This is a genomic window from Phenylobacterium sp. (assembly GCF_041920015.1).
Taxonomy (GTDB): Bacteria; Pseudomonadota; Alphaproteobacteria; order Caulobacterales; family Caulobacteraceae; genus Phenylobacterium.
In genome coordinates, this window is sequence record NZ_JAYRST010000013.1 from 42,902 (window position 1) to 57,648 (window position 14,747).

At 71.1% G+C, this 14,747-nt stretch carries 13 protein-coding genes and 1 pseudogene; 5 read left to right on the forward strand and 9 right to left on the reverse strand.

Annotated features, from left to right (window positions below):
- Positions 1-152 precede the first annotated feature (152 nt).
- The 4 genes from ACE3TL_RS04655 to ACE3TL_RS04670 form a co-directional block, all read right to left on the reverse strand.
- On the reverse strand, positions 153-767 hold the full coding sequence (locus ACE3TL_RS04655) for a TetR/AcrR family transcriptional regulator (protein WP_374577557.1): 615 nt from the start codon (positions 765-767) through the stop codon (positions 153-155).
- Entirely contained in the window at positions 767-2,392 is a 1,626-nt protein-coding gene (locus tag ACE3TL_RS04660; RefSeq protein WP_374577558.1) for a DHA2 family efflux MFS transporter permease subunit, read from the reverse strand. Before ACE3TL_RS04660 ends, ACE3TL_RS04655 begins: the two co-directional genes overlap by 1 nt.
- 10 nt (positions 2,393-2,402) lie before the next feature.
- On the reverse strand, positions 2,403-3,503 hold the full coding sequence (locus ACE3TL_RS04665) for an HlyD family secretion protein (protein WP_374577559.1): 1,101 nt from the start codon (positions 3,501-3,503) through the stop codon (positions 2,403-2,405).
- A gap of 95 nt (positions 3,504-3,598) precedes the next feature.
- Positions 3,599-4,048, reverse strand: a complete 450-nt coding sequence (locus ACE3TL_RS04670; RefSeq protein ID WP_374577560.1) for a hypothetical protein — start codon at positions 4,046-4,048, stop codon at positions 3,599-3,601.
- A 117-nt stretch (positions 4,049-4,165) separates the two neighbouring features.
- Between ACE3TL_RS04670 and ACE3TL_RS04675 the strand changes: the two genes are divergently transcribed.
- Complete coding sequence (locus ACE3TL_RS04675; protein ID WP_374577561.1) at positions 4,166-5,413, forward strand: UbiH/UbiF/VisC/COQ6 family ubiquinone biosynthesis hydroxylase; 1,248 nt, start codon at positions 4,166-4,168, stop codon at positions 5,411-5,413.
- Between the two features lie 40 nt (positions 5,414-5,453).
- Here the strand turns inward: ACE3TL_RS04675 and acs are convergent, their stop codons facing one another.
- On the reverse strand, positions 5,454-7,337 hold the full coding sequence (gene acs / locus ACE3TL_RS04680) for an acetate--CoA ligase (RefSeq protein WP_374577569.1): 1,884 nt from the start codon (positions 7,335-7,337) through the stop codon (positions 5,454-5,456).
- Between the two features lie 404 nt (positions 7,338-7,741).
- Here acs and ACE3TL_RS04685 point away from each other — a divergent pair, with 404 nt between their 5' ends.
- Together ACE3TL_RS04685 and ACE3TL_RS04690 are read left to right on the forward strand one after the other, a co-directional pair.
- Positions 7,742-9,373, forward strand: a complete 1,632-nt coding sequence (locus ACE3TL_RS04685; RefSeq protein WP_374577562.1) for a M28 family metallopeptidase — start codon at positions 7,742-7,744, stop codon at positions 9,371-9,373.
- 523 nt (positions 9,374-9,896) lie between these two features.
- Positions 9,897-10,652: a creatininase family protein gene (locus ACE3TL_RS04690; protein ID WP_374577563.1), complete on the forward strand. Its 756-nt coding sequence runs from the start codon at positions 9,897-9,899 to the stop codon at positions 10,650-10,652.
- Positions 10,653-10,664: 12 nt separating this feature from the next.
- On the opposite strand, the gene ACE3TL_RS04695 is transcribed toward ACE3TL_RS04690, so the two are convergent.
- Genes ACE3TL_RS04695 through tsaD form a run of 4 tightly spaced genes read right to left on the reverse strand, consistent with a single transcriptional unit; the run spans position 10,665 to position 13,410 of the window.
- Positions 10,665-11,030, reverse strand: coding sequence for a Rieske (2Fe-2S) protein (locus ACE3TL_RS04695; protein ID WP_374577564.1), 366 nt, complete (start codon positions 11,028-11,030; stop codon positions 10,665-10,667).
- Entirely contained in the window at positions 11,030-11,320 is a 291-nt protein-coding gene (locus tag ACE3TL_RS04700) for a YciI family protein (RefSeq protein WP_374577565.1), read from the reverse strand. The genes ACE3TL_RS04695 and ACE3TL_RS04700 overlap by 1 nt, the downstream gene beginning before the upstream one ends.
- Before the next feature lie 12 nt (positions 11,321-11,332).
- The gene (locus ACE3TL_RS04705; protein WP_374577566.1) at positions 11,333-12,322 is read right to left on the reverse strand and encodes an NAD(P)H-dependent glycerol-3-phosphate dehydrogenase; all 990 of its coding nucleotides are present in this window, start codon (positions 12,320-12,322) and stop codon (positions 11,333-11,335) included.
- Complete coding sequence (gene tsaD / locus ACE3TL_RS04710) at positions 12,319-13,410, reverse strand: tRNA (adenosine(37)-N6)-threonylcarbamoyltransferase complex transferase subunit TsaD (RefSeq protein WP_374577567.1); 1,092 nt, start codon at positions 13,408-13,410, stop codon at positions 12,319-12,321. Before tsaD ends, ACE3TL_RS04705 begins: the two co-directional genes overlap by 4 nt.
- An 81-nt stretch (positions 13,411-13,491) precedes the next feature.
- Between tsaD and hemC the strand changes: the two genes are divergently transcribed.
- A complete protein-coding gene (hemC, locus tag ACE3TL_RS04715) occupies positions 13,492-14,460 on the forward strand; it encodes a hydroxymethylbilane synthase (protein ID WP_374577568.1) in 969 nt (322 codons plus the stop codon).
- Between the two features lie 50 nt (positions 14,461-14,510).
- Positions 14,511-14,747, forward strand: a pseudogene (locus ACE3TL_RS04720) (uroporphyrinogen-III synthase); the annotation flags it as partial.

Here is a 14,747-nt window from a genome sequence, read left to right on the forward strand (position 1 = left end):
TATCCGGGATCCATGAACGCCTGAGCTTTCAGGCTCTGGCGCCGCCGAGACGGCCCCTGAACCGCATGTGTTCATGGGTCCCGGTCTTGCTTCGCAAACCGGGATGACACCCATATGCGATAGCCCCCCGCATAGTGGGGGAGGAAGTTCCTCTACGCCGCGCCGTAGGCCTTCATGAAGCGGTAGGCGGCTTCGTGGGCGATGTGGTCGATCTCGGTCTCGTCCAGGGTGCGGCCGACGCCGAGCAGGTGGGCGAGCTGGTGCGAGCCGATCACCATCGAGGCGAAGAAGTCGGCGGCCAGGGGCGGGTCCTCGACCGCCAGGCGGCCGGCCTCGGTCTCCAGCCGCAGGAAGTCGGCCAGGCGCCGGCGCGAGGTGGCCGGACCGGATTCGAAGAAGGCGCGGGCCAGGTCCGGCTGGTCGGCGGCGCTTTCCACCGTCATGCGCAGCATGGCGCCGCCGCGCGGCTGCATCACCGCATCCAGCATGAAGCGGGCGAAGGTGGCCAGGGTCTCTTCCGGGCGGCCCGCCGCGGCGGCCGGCGCCATCAGCGGGGCGGTGATCTCGCGCACGCGGCGGTCGACGATGGCGCGGATCAACTCGGGCTTGGAGCCGTAGTGGTTGTAGATGGTCTGCTTGGAGACCTTGGCCCGGCGCGCGATCTCCTCCATCGAGGCGGCCAGGCCCCGCTCGCCGAACACCTGGCCGGCGGCGTCGAGGATGGCCTGGGTCTTGACGCGGTCGATCTGACCGGGCGCGCGCGGCATCAGTGACCCCCGCCGCCGGGACCGGCCGGCGGGGTCTTGCCCGGCGTGGCCAGGAAGCCCAGCAGGGCGGCGACCGCGCAGCCCGCCGCCAGGAAGAAGAAGCCGTCGCCGAAGCCCATCACGGCGGCGTCGCGATAGAGGCCCATGGAGAGGAACTTGCGGGCCGCGCCCTCCGGATTGGCCACCCCTTGCTCCTGCATCATGGCGGTGAGGCCGGCCAGCATGTCCTGGCCCTGGAGGCTGGAGACGCTCATGGCGGCCGACAGCTCGCTCATGTGCAGGGCGGTCTGGTCGGTGAGCACGGTGGTGAGGATGGCCAGGCCGATGGCGCCGCCGACGTTGCGGATCAGGTTCACCAGGCCCGAGGCGTCCTTCATCATCGAGATCGGCAGGGTGGAGACCGACAGGGCCTGGGCGGCGATCATCGCCACCATCACCCCGAAGCCGCGGATCGCCTGCAGGGCCGCGAACTCCCAGAAGCCCCAGTCGGCGGTCACGCGGACGCCGAGGCCGACGCCGTAGGCGGCGAGGGCGAAGCCCGCGACCAGCGAGATGCGCGGGTCCATCATCCGCACCACGCGGCCGACCACCGGGGCGCTGAGGAACATGGTCAGGCCCGAGACCAGCATGGTGGTGCCGACCTCGGCGGCCGAATACTGGCGAATCTGGCCCAGGAACAGCGGCAGGATGAAGGTGCCGCCGAACAGGCTCATCCCCGAGACGGCGTTCATCAGGAAGCCGAGGGTGAAGTTGCGGTCCTGGAACGGGCGCAGGGAGACGATCGGCTGGCGGTAGGTGAGCTGTCGCCAGATGAACACCACGCCGGTGATGACCGCGGTGACGGTGAGCCAGAGGATCAGGTCGTCCTCGAACCAGCCCTCGCCCGAGCCTTCCTCGAAGACGTACTGCATCGAGAGCAGGAAGACGGTCATGGTGACCAGGCCGAACCAGTCGATGCCCTTGGCCAGCTCCGGGTCGCCCTTGTCGAAATCGCCGTAGCGGCCGACCAGGAACATCACCAGCAGGCCGGGCGGGATGTTGACGAAGAACAGCCAGCGCCAGTTCAGCGCCTCGGTCAGGTGGCCGCCCAGGGTGGGGCCGATGGTCGGCGCCAGGGTGACGATCAGCCCGACGGTGACATTGGCCATCACCCGCTTCTCCGGCGGAAAGACGGTCATGGCGGTGGCGAAGACGGCGGGGATCATCGCCCCGGCGGCCAGGCCCTGGAGCGCGCGGGTGACGATCATCATCTCGATGCTGGTCGAGAGGCCGGTGAGGATCGAGGTGACGATGAAGCCGGCGGCGGCGGCCACATAGACCGGCCGCGTGCCCCACATCTTGGTCAGGTAGGCGGTGAGCGGGATGATCACCACCTCGGCCAGGAGGTAGATGGTCTGCACCCAGCTTATCTCGTCGGCGCTGGCGCCGATGCCGGCCTGGATCTGGCTGAGCGAGGAGGCGACGATCTGGATGTCGAGCGTGGCCATGAACTGGCCGACGACCATGCCGCCGAAGCCGAGGAAGATCTTGACCCAGTCGATCTCGCCGGTCTCGGTCACATGACCGCCCGCGGGGCCGGCCGGGGCCTGGCCCGGCTTGATGTCCGCGACAGCGGTGTCGGCCACGACCGGGCTCCTAGCGCGAGGCGCCGGTGCGGGCGAGCTGGGCGGCGGAGACCGCCTGGGCGAAGCCCGGGCCGGTGTCGGCGGTGACGTCGACCTTCACCTCGACCGAGAGGCCCGGGCGCAGGGCCCCGGCGAGCGGGGAGGCCGGATCGACCGCGATCTTCACCGGCAGGCGTTGGGCGATCTTGGTGAAGTTGCCGACCGCGTTCTCCACCGGGATCAAGGCGAATTCCGAACCGGTGGCGGGGGCGAAGGAGTCGATCTTGCCCTTGAACGCCTGCTTGCCGAAGGCGTCGGCGCGGATGGTCACCGGCTGGCCGACCTTCAGGCGCGAGACCTGGGTCTCCTTGAAGTTGGCGACGATGTAGGCGTTCTGGACCGGCACCACGCTCATCAGGGCGCTGCCGGGGCGGACGTACTGGCCAGGGCGCACGGCCCGCGCCCCCACCACGCCGGCGACCGGGGCCTTGATCTCGGCGCGGTCGAGATTGATGCGCGCCTGCTCGACCGCAGCATGGGCGGCCTGGGCCTGGGCCAGGGTCTGGGCGCGGCTGGAGCCGAGGCTCTCGGCGGTGCGGCGCTCGGCCTCCAGGGTGGCCCTGGCCTGCTCGACGCCGGCGCTGGCCTGGCTGGCGGCGGCCTTGGCGGTCTGGGCGCGCTGGGGCGAGACCCAGCCCTGGGTGGCGAGGGTTCCGTAGCGGGCGAGCTCGGCCTGGGCGAGCTGGGCCTGGGCGTGGGCCGAGGCGACGCCGGCCGCCTTCTGGGCGATCATCGCCTGTTCCAGCCGGGCCTTGTCGTCCACCGCGCGGACGGCGGCGTCGAGCGCCGCGGCGTTGGCTTCGGCCTGGGCCAGGGCCGCCTTCAACGGGGCGGTGTCGAGCCGCACCAGCACCTGGCCGGCCGCGACCTGCTGGTTGTCGCCGACCAGCACCTCGGCGACGTAGCCGTCGACCTGGGGCGCGACCGAGACCTTGTCGGCGGCGATGAAGGCGTTGTCGGTCTTTTCGTAGTGCTGCTTGTCCATCCACCAGGCGGCGCCGCCGATCACCAGGAGCACGGCCACCACCCCGCCAGCCGCGAGGGGAACGAACTTCTTGGGCAAAACCGCCATGGGATACGCCTGAAATAGCTCAAAAATGGACGCACCGGTCCAATCAAGACGGAAGTAAGACCGCTTGCCGGGCGGCGCAATGGGTAAGGTGGCCGCTAGGTCCGGAACCAGCCGCCGACGACGCAGGAGGCCTCGCCCCCGCGGATCGTCACCGTGGCGGGGCGGCCGACGCCGGGCTTGAAATAGATGACGCCTTTCGAAGTGGCGACGGCCAGGGCCGCCGGGCCGTTGAACTGGCAGACATGGAAGGTCTCGCCGGGGATCAGGCCGCCGTCCTGGGGCGCGGCGCAACTGGCGTGGCCGAAGCGGCGGGAGAACTGCGCGCCGCCATAGGAGAAGGTGCGCGGGCCCTGGGGACCGAACAGCTCGGCGGCCGGCTGGACGGTCGGGCAGTCGGGTCCGGCGACGGTCCAGGCCGCGCGCTCCTCGTGGCGCAGGGCCCAGGCCTGATAGATCACGAAGGCCGGTGCGGCGGCCACGAAGATCAGGAAGGCGGCCGCGCCGACCGCCTGCGATCCTGGCCGAAGGGAACGTGCTGGCGTCATGGCGGCCTCCCCCGATGCAGATCATACGCAATCGGCGGCGGGTGCAACCCTGGGGCGCGGGAGCGCTCTCGCCGGAAAGGCCTCCCGGCGCCTGGCCAGGAGTGCTAGATCACCGGCATGGCATTCGATGCGGACGTGATCATCGCCGGCGCCGGCATGGCGGGCGCCACCCTGGCCCTGGCCCTGAAGAGCGCGGGGCTGGAGCCGATCCTGATCGACCCGGTGGTGTTCGACGACCAGGTGGCGCCGACCTTCGACGGGCGGGCCTCGGCCATCGCCTTCGCCTCGTTCCGCCAGTGGCGGACGCTGGGCCTGGCCGCCGAGATCGAGCCCTACGCCCAGCGGATCGAGCAGATCCTGGTGACGGACGGGTTCTCGCCGGGCGCGGCGGCGCGCCAGCCGACGCCGTTCTACCTGCGCTTCGATTCCGCCGAGATCGCGGGCTGCACCGAGGGCGAGCCGTTGGGCTACATGCTGGAGAACCGGCGCAGCCGCGCGGCCCTGGCGGCCGGCGTCGGGCGGGCGGGCGTCCGGGTCGAGGCGCCGGCGCGGGTGAAGAGCGTCGAACTGGCGCCGGCCGGGGCGCGGGTGACGCTGGAGGACGGCCGGGTGCTGACCGCCCCGCTGGTGGTGGGCGCGGAGGGGCGCGGCTCGGTGGTGCGGGCCGCCGCCGGCATCGGCGTGACCGGCTGGGACTATCACCAGACCGGGGTGGTCGCGACGGTGAAGCTGGAGCGCGGCCACGAGGGCGTGGCGCACGAATATTTCCTGCCGGGCGGGCCGTTCGCGATCCTGCCGCTGACCGAGGACCGGGCGAGCCTGGTCTGGACCGAGAGCCGGGCCAAGGCCGCGGCGCTGAAGGCGGCCTCGCCCCAGGCGTTCCATGCGCACCTGCAACGGCGGTTCGGAGAGTTCCTGGGGGCCGCGACCCTGGACGGCGGGGTGTTCACCTATCCGCTGTCGCTGCAACTGGCCGAACGGATGGCCGCACCGCGCGCGGTGCTGTTGGGCGACGCCGCCCACGGAATCCACCCGATCGCCGGCCAGGGGCTGAACCTCGGCCTCAAGGGCGCAGCGGCGTTGGCGCAGGTGCTGGTCGAGGCCGCGCGGCTGGGCGAGGACATCGGCTCGGAGCTGGTGCTGGAGCGCTACGCCCGCTGGCGGCGGTTCGACACGGTGATGCTTGCCGCGGCGACCGACGTCTTCACGCGGCTGTTCTCGAACGACAACCCGGTGCTGCGGCTGGCGCGGGGCGTGGGCATGGCGGCGGTCAACCGCATCGGGCCGGCGCGGCGGTTCTTCATGGAAGACGCCGGCGGCGCCAGCGGCGACCTGCCCCGGCTGCTGCGGGGCGAGGCGCTGTAGGAACGGCCCCGGCCCTTGACGGGTCGGGACCTTGGGCCGGTCAGGCGCCGTGGCGGTTCTTGAGCAGGTCGTCGACCACCGACGGATCGGCAAGCGTGGTGGTGTCGCCGAGGTTGGAGAGGTCGTTCTCGGCGATCTTGCGCAGGATGCGGCGCATGATCTTGCCCGAGCGGGTCTTGGGCAGGCCCGGCGCGAACTGCACGATGTCCGGGGCGGCGAACGGCCCGATCTCGCGGCGGACCCAGCCCTTGAGCTCGGCCTGCAGGATGTCGGAGGGGGCGCTGTCGGCCTTCAGGGTCACGAAGCAGTAGACGCCCTGACCCTTGATGTCGTGCGGGTAGCCGACGACCGCAGCCTCGGCGACATGCTCGTTGGCGACCAGGGCGCTCTCGATCTCGGCGGTGCCCAGGCGGTGGCCCGAGACGTTGATGACGTCGTCCACCCGGCCGGTGATCCAGTAGTAGCCGTCCTCGTCGCGGCGGCAGCCGTCGCCGGTGAAATACTTGCCCGGATAGGTCGAGAAGTAGGTGTCGATGAAGCGCTGATGGTCGCCGTAGACCGTGCGCATCTGGCCCGGCCAGCTATCGGTGATGCAGAGATTGCCGGAGGCCGCGCCCTCCAGCACCGCGCCCTCGGCGTCGACGAGCTGGAACTTCACGCCCGGCAGCGGCTTGGCGCAGGAGCCGGGCTTGGCCGCATGGGCGCCGGGCAGGGGCGAGGCCAGGCACGCGCCGGTCTCGGTCTGCCAGTAGGTGTCGACGATCGGGCAGCGGCCTTCGCCGACCACGCGGTTGTACCAGAGCCAGGCCTCGGGGTTGATCGGCTCGCCCACCGTGCCCAGCAGGCGTAGCGAGGTGCGCTTGGTGCGGGTGACGTATTCGTCGCCCTCGCGCATCAGGGCGCGGATGGCGGTGGGGGCGGTGTAGAAGATCTCGACCTTGTGGCGGTCGATCACGTCCCAGAACCGCGAATGGTTCGGATAGTTGGGAACGCCCTCGAAGATCAGGCTGGTGGCGGCATTGGCCAGCGGGCCGTAGACCACGTAGCTGTGGCCGGTGACCCAACCCACGTCGGCGGTGCACCAGAAGACCTCGCCAGGTCGATAGTCGAACACCAGCTCGTGGGTGTAGGCGGTCCAGGCGAGATAGCCGCCGGTGGTGTGCAGCACGCCCTTCGGCTTGCCGGTCGAACCGGAGGTGTAGAGGATGAACAGCGGGTCCTCGGCGTTCATCGGCTCGGGATCGCAGGTGTCGGAGACGCCCTGCTTGAGGTCCGAGAAATAGGCGTCGCGGCCCTCGGTCATCGGCACGTCGCCCTTGGTGCGGCGGATGACGATGACGTCCTTCACCTGCGGGCAGGTCTGCAGCGCCTCGTCGACATTGCGCTTCAGCGGCACGATCCGGCCGCCGCGCAGGCCCTCGTCGGCGGTGATGACGATGCGGCTGTCGCAGTCCTGGATGCGGCCGGAGATGGAGTCCGGCGAGAAGCCGCCGAAGATCACCGAATGCACCGCCCCGATGCGGGCGCAGGCCAGCATGGCGACCGCGGCCTGCGGGATCATGGGCAGGTAGATGGTGACGCGGTCGCCCTTCTTGACGCCCTTGGCCTTCAGCACGTTGGCCATGCGGCAGGTTTCGGCCAGCAGCTCGCGATAGGTGAGGGTGGTGGTCTCGCCACCGTCGCCTTCCCAGATGATGGCGACCTGGTCGCCGCGGGTCGGGATATGGCGGTCCAGGCAGTTGACCGAGAGGTTCAGCACGCCGTCGGCGAACCAGCGGATGCGGAAGTCCTCCTTGTTGAAGGAGACGTCCTTGACCACCGAGAACGGCTTGATCCAGTCGAGCCTGTTCCCGACCTTGGTCCAGTAGGCGTCGGGATCGGCCTCGACCTGCGCGACCGCGGCCTCGTAGCCCGCCGCGTTCATGAGGGCCTTCTGCGCCCAGGCTTCGGGAACCGGAAAGACTTCGCCTTCGCTCACGCTGCTACTCCCTAATCTAACGCTTTCCTTCGGAGTTACGCGCGCGGGGGCCGGCGTGCAAGGGCGGGGGGCCGGAGGCTTTAGGAATGAGCGCCGCCGCGGCGTTGCGGATGGCGCATAGCTTGCCCATCCGTGTCGTCCGGGAAAGCGCGCAGCGCTTGTCCGGGATCTATGGACGCCTGAAGCTTCAGAACCTTGCGCTGTGGGAACACGCCGACCCGCCTGTGTTCATGGGCCCCGGTCTTGCTACGCAAACCGGGGTGACATCGGTTTGTGGTGGGCCTGGCCGAGCGTGAGAGTCCTGAAGCGCCGGGGATGCGGCCCGCTTGCCGGGCGGGACGGATCGGGGAATGGTCGGGGTTTCCGCTATCGAGCCGAGCCATTCCGACATGCGCCTGACCCTGGCCTTCGCCGCCCTCGCCCTCGCCGCCTTCCCCGCCCTGGCGGCGGACGCCGACGGGAGCCGCTGGTGGGCGCATGTCGAGACCCTGGCCGGGCCGCAGTTCGAGGGGCGGATGACCGGCACGGCCGGCTATGACCGCGCCGCCGACTACGCCGCGCGCGCCTTCGCCGCCTATGGCCTGCAGCCGGCCGGGACGGAGGGCTATCTCCAGCCCATGACCTTCACCGAGCAGACGGTGCTGGCCGACCGCTCGAGCGCGGCGCTGGTCGCCGGGGGAGAGGTCGCGCCGCTGGAGGTCGTCCCGCTGGAGGTCGGGCCGGACCTGCTGTTTGGCGCGCGCATTCCCCAGCCGGAGGCGATCGAGGCGCCGCTGGTGTTCATCGGCTATGGCCTGCACTTGCCGGAGGTCGGCTATGACGACTTCGCCGGCCAGGACCTGAAGGGCAAGATCGCGGTCTATGTGAACGGCGGGCCGGGCGACATCGCCGCCGAGCTGAAGTCGCACTCGCGCGGGTCGGAGACCTGGCGTGCGGCGCAGGCGGCCGGGGCGGTGGGGTTGATCTCCATCGCCAATCCGAAGTCGATGGACGTGCCCTGGGCGCGGCAGGTCCAGAACTCGAACCAGCCGGGCATGTACCCGGCCGACGCCGCGCTGAACGAGGTGCGCGAGGCCAAGCTGTCGGCGGCGTTCAATCCGGCCCAGGCCGAAAAGCTGTTCGCCCGCTCCGGCCACAGCTTCGCCGAGGTGCTGGCCCTGGCGGATGCGGCCAGGCCCATCGCGGGTTTCGACCTGGCCCAATCGATCCGCGCGCAGGTGGCGACGCGGACGCGGCAGGTGACCTCCGCCAATGTGGTCGCCAAGCTGCCGGGGCGCGATCCGGCGCTGGCCGCCGAGCATGTGGTGGTCACCGCCCACCTGGACCACCTGGGCCTCAACACCAGCGGCGCGGGGCCGGCCTATTATCCCGGCGCGCTGGACAATGCGGCGGGCGCGGCCTCGGTGCTGGAGATCGCCCGCGACATGGCCGCCGCCAAGGCGCGGCCGCGACGCTCGGTGCTGTTCGTACTGCTGACCGGCGAGGAGAAGGGGTTGCTGGGATCGCGGCACTTCGCCGGCCGGCCGAGCGTGCCGGCGGACTCGGTGGTGGCCGACCTCAACATGGACATGGCCCTGCCGCTTTGGACCTTCGATTCGGTGCTGATGTACGGGGTCGACGAAAGCACCCTGGGCGACACGGCACGGCGGGTGTCGAAGGCGGCGGGGCTGGAGGTGGTGGCCGATCCCTATCCGGACCGCAACTCGTTCATCCGCTCGGATCAGTACAGCTTCATCCGCGCCGGGATTCCGGCCCTGGCCTTCAAGTTCGGCTTCAAGCCGGGCACGCCGCAGGCGCAGATCGAGTCCGCCTGGCGGGCCAGCCGCTATCACGCCCTGACCGATGATCTTTCGCAGCCGGTGGAGAAGGCGCAGGCGGCCAGGTTCAATGTCTTCCTCGGCAAGCTGATCTTCGCCGTCGCCGATGGGCGCGAGCGGCCGCGCTGGAAGGAGACCAGCTTTTTCAAGAGGTTCGCGAAGTAGGGCGCTTTTCCGCCTGTTGAGGCCATTGCGCCATCAGCTGCTCCCCCTCTGGGGAGGGCAATCGCATATGGCTCCGATAAGCGGCGGTAGCCCACTTCGCGTGTCGTCCCGGAAAGCGCGCAGCGCTTGTCCGGGATCCATGAACGCCTGAGCTTTCAGGCTCTGGCGCCGCCGAGACCGATCCCGAACCGTATGTGTTCATAGGTCCCGGTCTTGCTTCGCAAACCGGGATGACACCCATATGCGATAGCCCTGCCCCTCAGGGGGAGCTGTCGGCGAATGCCGACTGAGGGGGACTTCGAGCCCCGCCGCCCCGTGGGCCGACTGTGCGCCGGAGACTTGAACTCGGAGTGGATTTCCCGGACTTGCTGCTGGCGGATTTAAAGTCCCCCTCACCCGGCCATACGGCCGGGAGCTCCCCCAGAGGGGGAGCATCCAGGCTCGTGTCGGGCAGGGAAAGCGCTTCGTTCCTGCGGCTAGGGCGCTACTATCCTGGCGCATCTGCTCAGTAGGATTTCACGACATGCTGCTTCACCTTTCGACCTGGCAAGAGATCGAGGCCTTTCTCCAGCGCTCGAAGGCGGTGGTGATCCCGATCGGGTCGAACGAGCAGCATGGGCCGACGGGGCTTCTGGGCACCGACTGGCTGTGCCCGGAGATCATCGCCCACGAGGCGCAGAAGAGCGCGGACCTGTTGGTCGCGCCGACCTTCAACATCGGCATGGCGCAGCATCACCTGGGCTTTCCGGGGACGATCTCGCTGCGGCCCTCGACCTTCATCGCCGCGATCGGCGACTGGTGCCGCTCGCTGGCGGCGCACGGGTTCGAGAAGATCTATTTCCTGAACGGCCACGGCGGCAATGTCGCCACCATCGAGGCGGCGTTCTCAGAGCTCTACGCCGAGGCGAGCTTTGCGCGGGCCGAGCGGGGCTTCGCCTGCAAGCTCAAGAACTGGTGGGAGCTGCCGGGCGTAACCGCCCTGGCCAACAGCCAGTTCCCGACCGGCCATGGCAGTCATGCGACGCCTTCGGAGATCGCCGTGACCCAGTGGGCCTATCCGGACGCCATCAAGACCGCGAACTATGCGCCACAGATCGCGCCGACCGGGCCGATCCGCGAGGCCAGGGACTTCCGCGCCCGCTATCCCGATGGGCGCATGGGCTCCGACCCGGCCCAGGCGACGCCGGAAAAGGGCGGGGAGCTGGTCGCCCTGGCCGCCAAGGGCCTGGCCGCCGACCTGGCGGCGTTCGCGGCCGAGCCGTTCCCGGCGCGGGGGTGAGCGAGGGGCCGATCAGGCGGTGAGCACCTCGCCGCCCACCACCTGGACCGGCCAGGGGGAGAGCGCCTGGCCGGCGCAGGGGCCGGCGACGCAGACGCCGTCGAGCGGGCGGAAGAGGGCGGCGTGGCCGCCGCAGAGGATCAGGTCGCCCTCGCGCCTCAGATAGCGGTCGTCCCAGGCGGCCAGGGGCCAGCCGGCATGGGGGCAGGAATCGACATAGCCGCGGACCTGGCCGCCTGTCCGCACCACGAAGCCGGCGAACAGCTTGCCGTCCTGGCGGAAGCGGAACCCCCTGGAGCCGGGGTCGGCCAGGTCGGAAAGGGCGCAGAGCCGCACGCCCGGCCTTGGCCGGGCCGGGTTGTCTGGCCCGTCGCGCATCAGGTCGAGAAGCCGCCGAGCGTGGCCTTGAAGGCGGTGATGTCGACGCGCTGGAAAAGGCCCGCCTTGACATAGGGGTCTTCGGCCGAGAACGCCTGGGCTGCGGCCAGGTCCTCGAACTCCATCACCAGCAGCGAGCCGGCCATGTTCCCCTCGGCGTCCAGCAGCGGGCCGCCGACGCGCGCCTGGTCCTTGAAGCCGCCGACATAGGCGAGGTGCGCCTGGCGGTTGGCGAGCCGCAGGTCGAGCGAGGCGGGCTTGTCGAGGCAGTGGATGGCGAAGAGGGGCAAGGGGTCTTCCTTCTATCGTTCGGAGCGGATCGGGCGGGCGAGCAAGCGGCCGATGGCTTCGTCCACCTGGGCTTCGCCGGCCAGGATGGCGGCGACGGCTTCGCAGATCGGCGCCTCGACCCCGAGCTTGCGGGCCAGGGCGACCACGGCGGGGGCGGAGGCGACGCCCTCGGCCACCGAGACCTTGCCGGCCAGGGCCTGCTGGAGGGTCTGGCCGGCCCCGAGGGCGAGGCCGACGCTCATGTTGCGCGATTGCGGGGAGGAGCAGGTCAGCACCAGGTCGCCCAGGCCGCAGAGGCCGGCGACGGTCTCGGCCTCTCCGCCCAGCGCCACGGCCATGCGGGTCATCTCGGCGAAGCCGCGGGTGATGAGGGCGGCGTGGGCGCTGCGGCCCAGGCCCTTGCCCTCGGAAATCCCGCAGGCGATGGCCAGCACGTTCTTCACCGAGCCGCCGATCTCCGCGCCGATCATGTCGGTGGCGAGGTAGGGCCGGAAGGTCGGCAGGCCGAGGGCCGCGCCGATGCGGAAGCCCAGCTCCTCGTCCGGGCAGGCCAGGGTGACGGCGGTGGGCAGGCCGCGGGCCACGTCGATGGCGAAGCTGGGGCCGGAGAGAACGGCGGGCGCGGCCTGGGGCAGGCCCTCGTCCAGCACCTCGGTCATCAGTTTCAGCGTGCCCTGCTCGACGCCTTTGGAGCACAGCACCATCGGCACGCCGGCGCGGGCGTGGGGGCGGAAGGCCTCCAGACTGGCGCGGAAATGCTGGGCCGGGGTGACGTTGAGGATCATGTCGGCGCCGGAAAGGTCGGCGAGGTCGCCAGTGGCGCGGACCGGGGCGTCGAACACCACGCCGGGCAGGAAGGTGGCGTTCTCGCGCGTGTCGTTGACGGCCGAGACGACCTCGGGCTCGCGCGCCCAGAGGATGGTGTCGAGGCCGGCGCGGGCGCAGACCAGGGCCAGCGCCGTGCCCCAGGCCCCGCCGCCGATGACGCCTGCGGTCTTCATGCCTTGGCTCCCTTGCGGCCGAATGCGTGGGTGGGGTTGGCGGCTGCGGCCTCGGCGTCCAGCGGCCAGCGGGGGCGGGCGACGGCGTCGAGGGGGTCGCTGATCCCGAGCGCCAGGCGTTCGGCGCCGGCCAGGGCGATCATGGCGGCGTTGTCGGTGCAGTAGGCGAGCGGCGGGGCGTCGAAGGAAAAGCCGTGCTGGGCGGCGGTCTCCTGCAGGCGGGCGCGCACGGTCTTGTTGGCGGCCACGCCGCCGGCGACCACGAAGCGCAGAGCCTGGCCCGGATGAGCGGCGGCGTAGGCGGCCATAGCCTTGCCGGTGCGCTCGGAGAGCTGGCGGGCGATGGCGCCCTGGACCGTGGCGGCGAGGTCGCGGCGCTGGTCGTCCGTGGTCACGGCGGCGGCGAAGCGGGCGGCGGCGGTCTTCAGGCCCGAGAACGAGAAGTCGAAGCCCTGGCGGCCGAGCAGGGCGCGCGGCAGGTCGTAGGCGGAGGGATCGCCGCCCTGCGCCAGCGCCTCCAGCGCCGGGCCGCCCGGATAGGGCAGGCCCATGCTCTTGGCGATCTTGTCGAAGGCCTCGCCGGCCGCATCGTCGATGGTCGAGCCGAGACGCTTGCAGGCGCCGATCCCCTCGACGGCGAGAAGCTGGCAATGGCCGCCGGAGACCAGCAGCAGCAGGAAGGGATAGGGGATGTCGGCGGTGAGCCGGGCCGAGACGGCGTGGCCCTCCAGATGGTTCACCGCGACCAGGGGTAGGCCGCGGGCCAGGGCGACGGCCTTGCCGAACGACAGCCCGACCATCACCCCGCCCACCAGGCCCGGCCCGGCGGTGGCCGCGACGCCGGAGAGATCGCCATAGGACAGGCCGGCGTCGGCCATCGCCTGGGCGGCGACCGCGTCGATGGTCTCGACATGGGCGCGGGCGGCGATCTCGGGCACCACGCCGCCATAGGGCGCGTGCTGGGCGAACTGGGTCCCGATCACCGAGGACAGCACCTGGACGGCGCCGCCGGCCTCCAGGCGCACGACCGAGGCTGCGGTCTCGTCGCAGCTCGTCTCGAGGCCGAGGACGGTCAGGGTCTGGCTCACTCAGGCTCCCAATGGTTGCGGCGCCCGGCGCGGTCCTATAGGCCGGGGCTTTCCTTGAACCGCCGAGGTAGACTGCGCGTCGTGCCCACGCAACAGCCCGTCCGGATCGGAGCCCGCGGCTCCAAGCTCTCGCTCGCCCAAACGGGCATGGTTCAGCGCCGGATCGCCGCCGCCTTGGGCGCGGACCCGACCAACCAGGCCGAGGTCGACGCGGTCGCTCCGCTGGTGATCATCACCACCACCGGCGACCGGGTGCAGGATCGCCGGCTGCTGGAGATCGGCGGCAAGGGGCTGTTCACCAAGGAGATCGAGGAGGCGCTGGCCTCCGGCGAGATCGACTGCGCGGTGCATTCGATGAAGGACATGCCGACGGCCCTGCCCGAGGGCCTGTGCATCGCCGCGATCCCCGAGCGCGAGGACCCGCGCGACGCCTTCCTGAGCCACAAGGTCGAACGGATCGAGGATCTGCCGCACGGGGCGATCCTGGGCACCGCCTCGCTGCGCCGCCAGGCCCAGGCGATGCACCTGCGGCCCGACCTGGACGTGCGGATGCTGCGCGGCAATGTCGACACGCGGCTGGCCAAGCTGGCGGCGGGCGAGGCCGACGGCATCCTGCTGGCGCTGTCGGGGCTGAAGCGCCTGGGGCTGGGGCATCTGCCGCAGAGCCTGCTGGACCCGGTCGAGCGCCCGCCGGCCCCGGGCCAGGGGGCCCTGGCCATCGAGACCCGCGTCTCCGACCTGGGCGCTCCGTGGCTGGAGGCGATCCGCCATGCGCCCACCGCGGTCGCCGTGGCGGCCGAGCGCGGCGCCCTGACGGCGCTGGACGGCTCGTGCAAGACCGCCATCGGCGCGCATGCGTGGTTGGCGAACGGCTCGCTGCACCTGATCGTCGAGGCGCTGTCGGCCGACGGCGCCCACCGGTTCCGGCGCGAAGGCTCGGCCGAGCTGTCGGCCTCGGCCGATCCGCAAGGGGCGGCGCGGGACCTGGGCCTATCGCTGGGCGGGGCGGTCAAGCGCGACGGCGGCGACCTGATCCTGACGCCGCAGTAGCGTCTTCCGATTGCCATGGACGGCGGACCCCGCCAGGGTTGCGCGCGAAGATGACCGACGCGCGACCGCTCAATGTCTGGATCACCCGCGCCCAGCCCGGCGCCGACGCCACCGCCGCGCGGGTGCGGGCGCTGGGCCATGCGCCGCTCGTCCTGCCGCTGCTGGCGGTGCAGCCGATCCCGGACGTGCAGGTCGACCTGGCCGGGGTGCGCGCCCTGGCCTTCACCCGCGCCAAGGGGGGGTGGGCGTGCGCGCAGGCCGGCGCCGACCGCTCGCTGCAGGTGTTC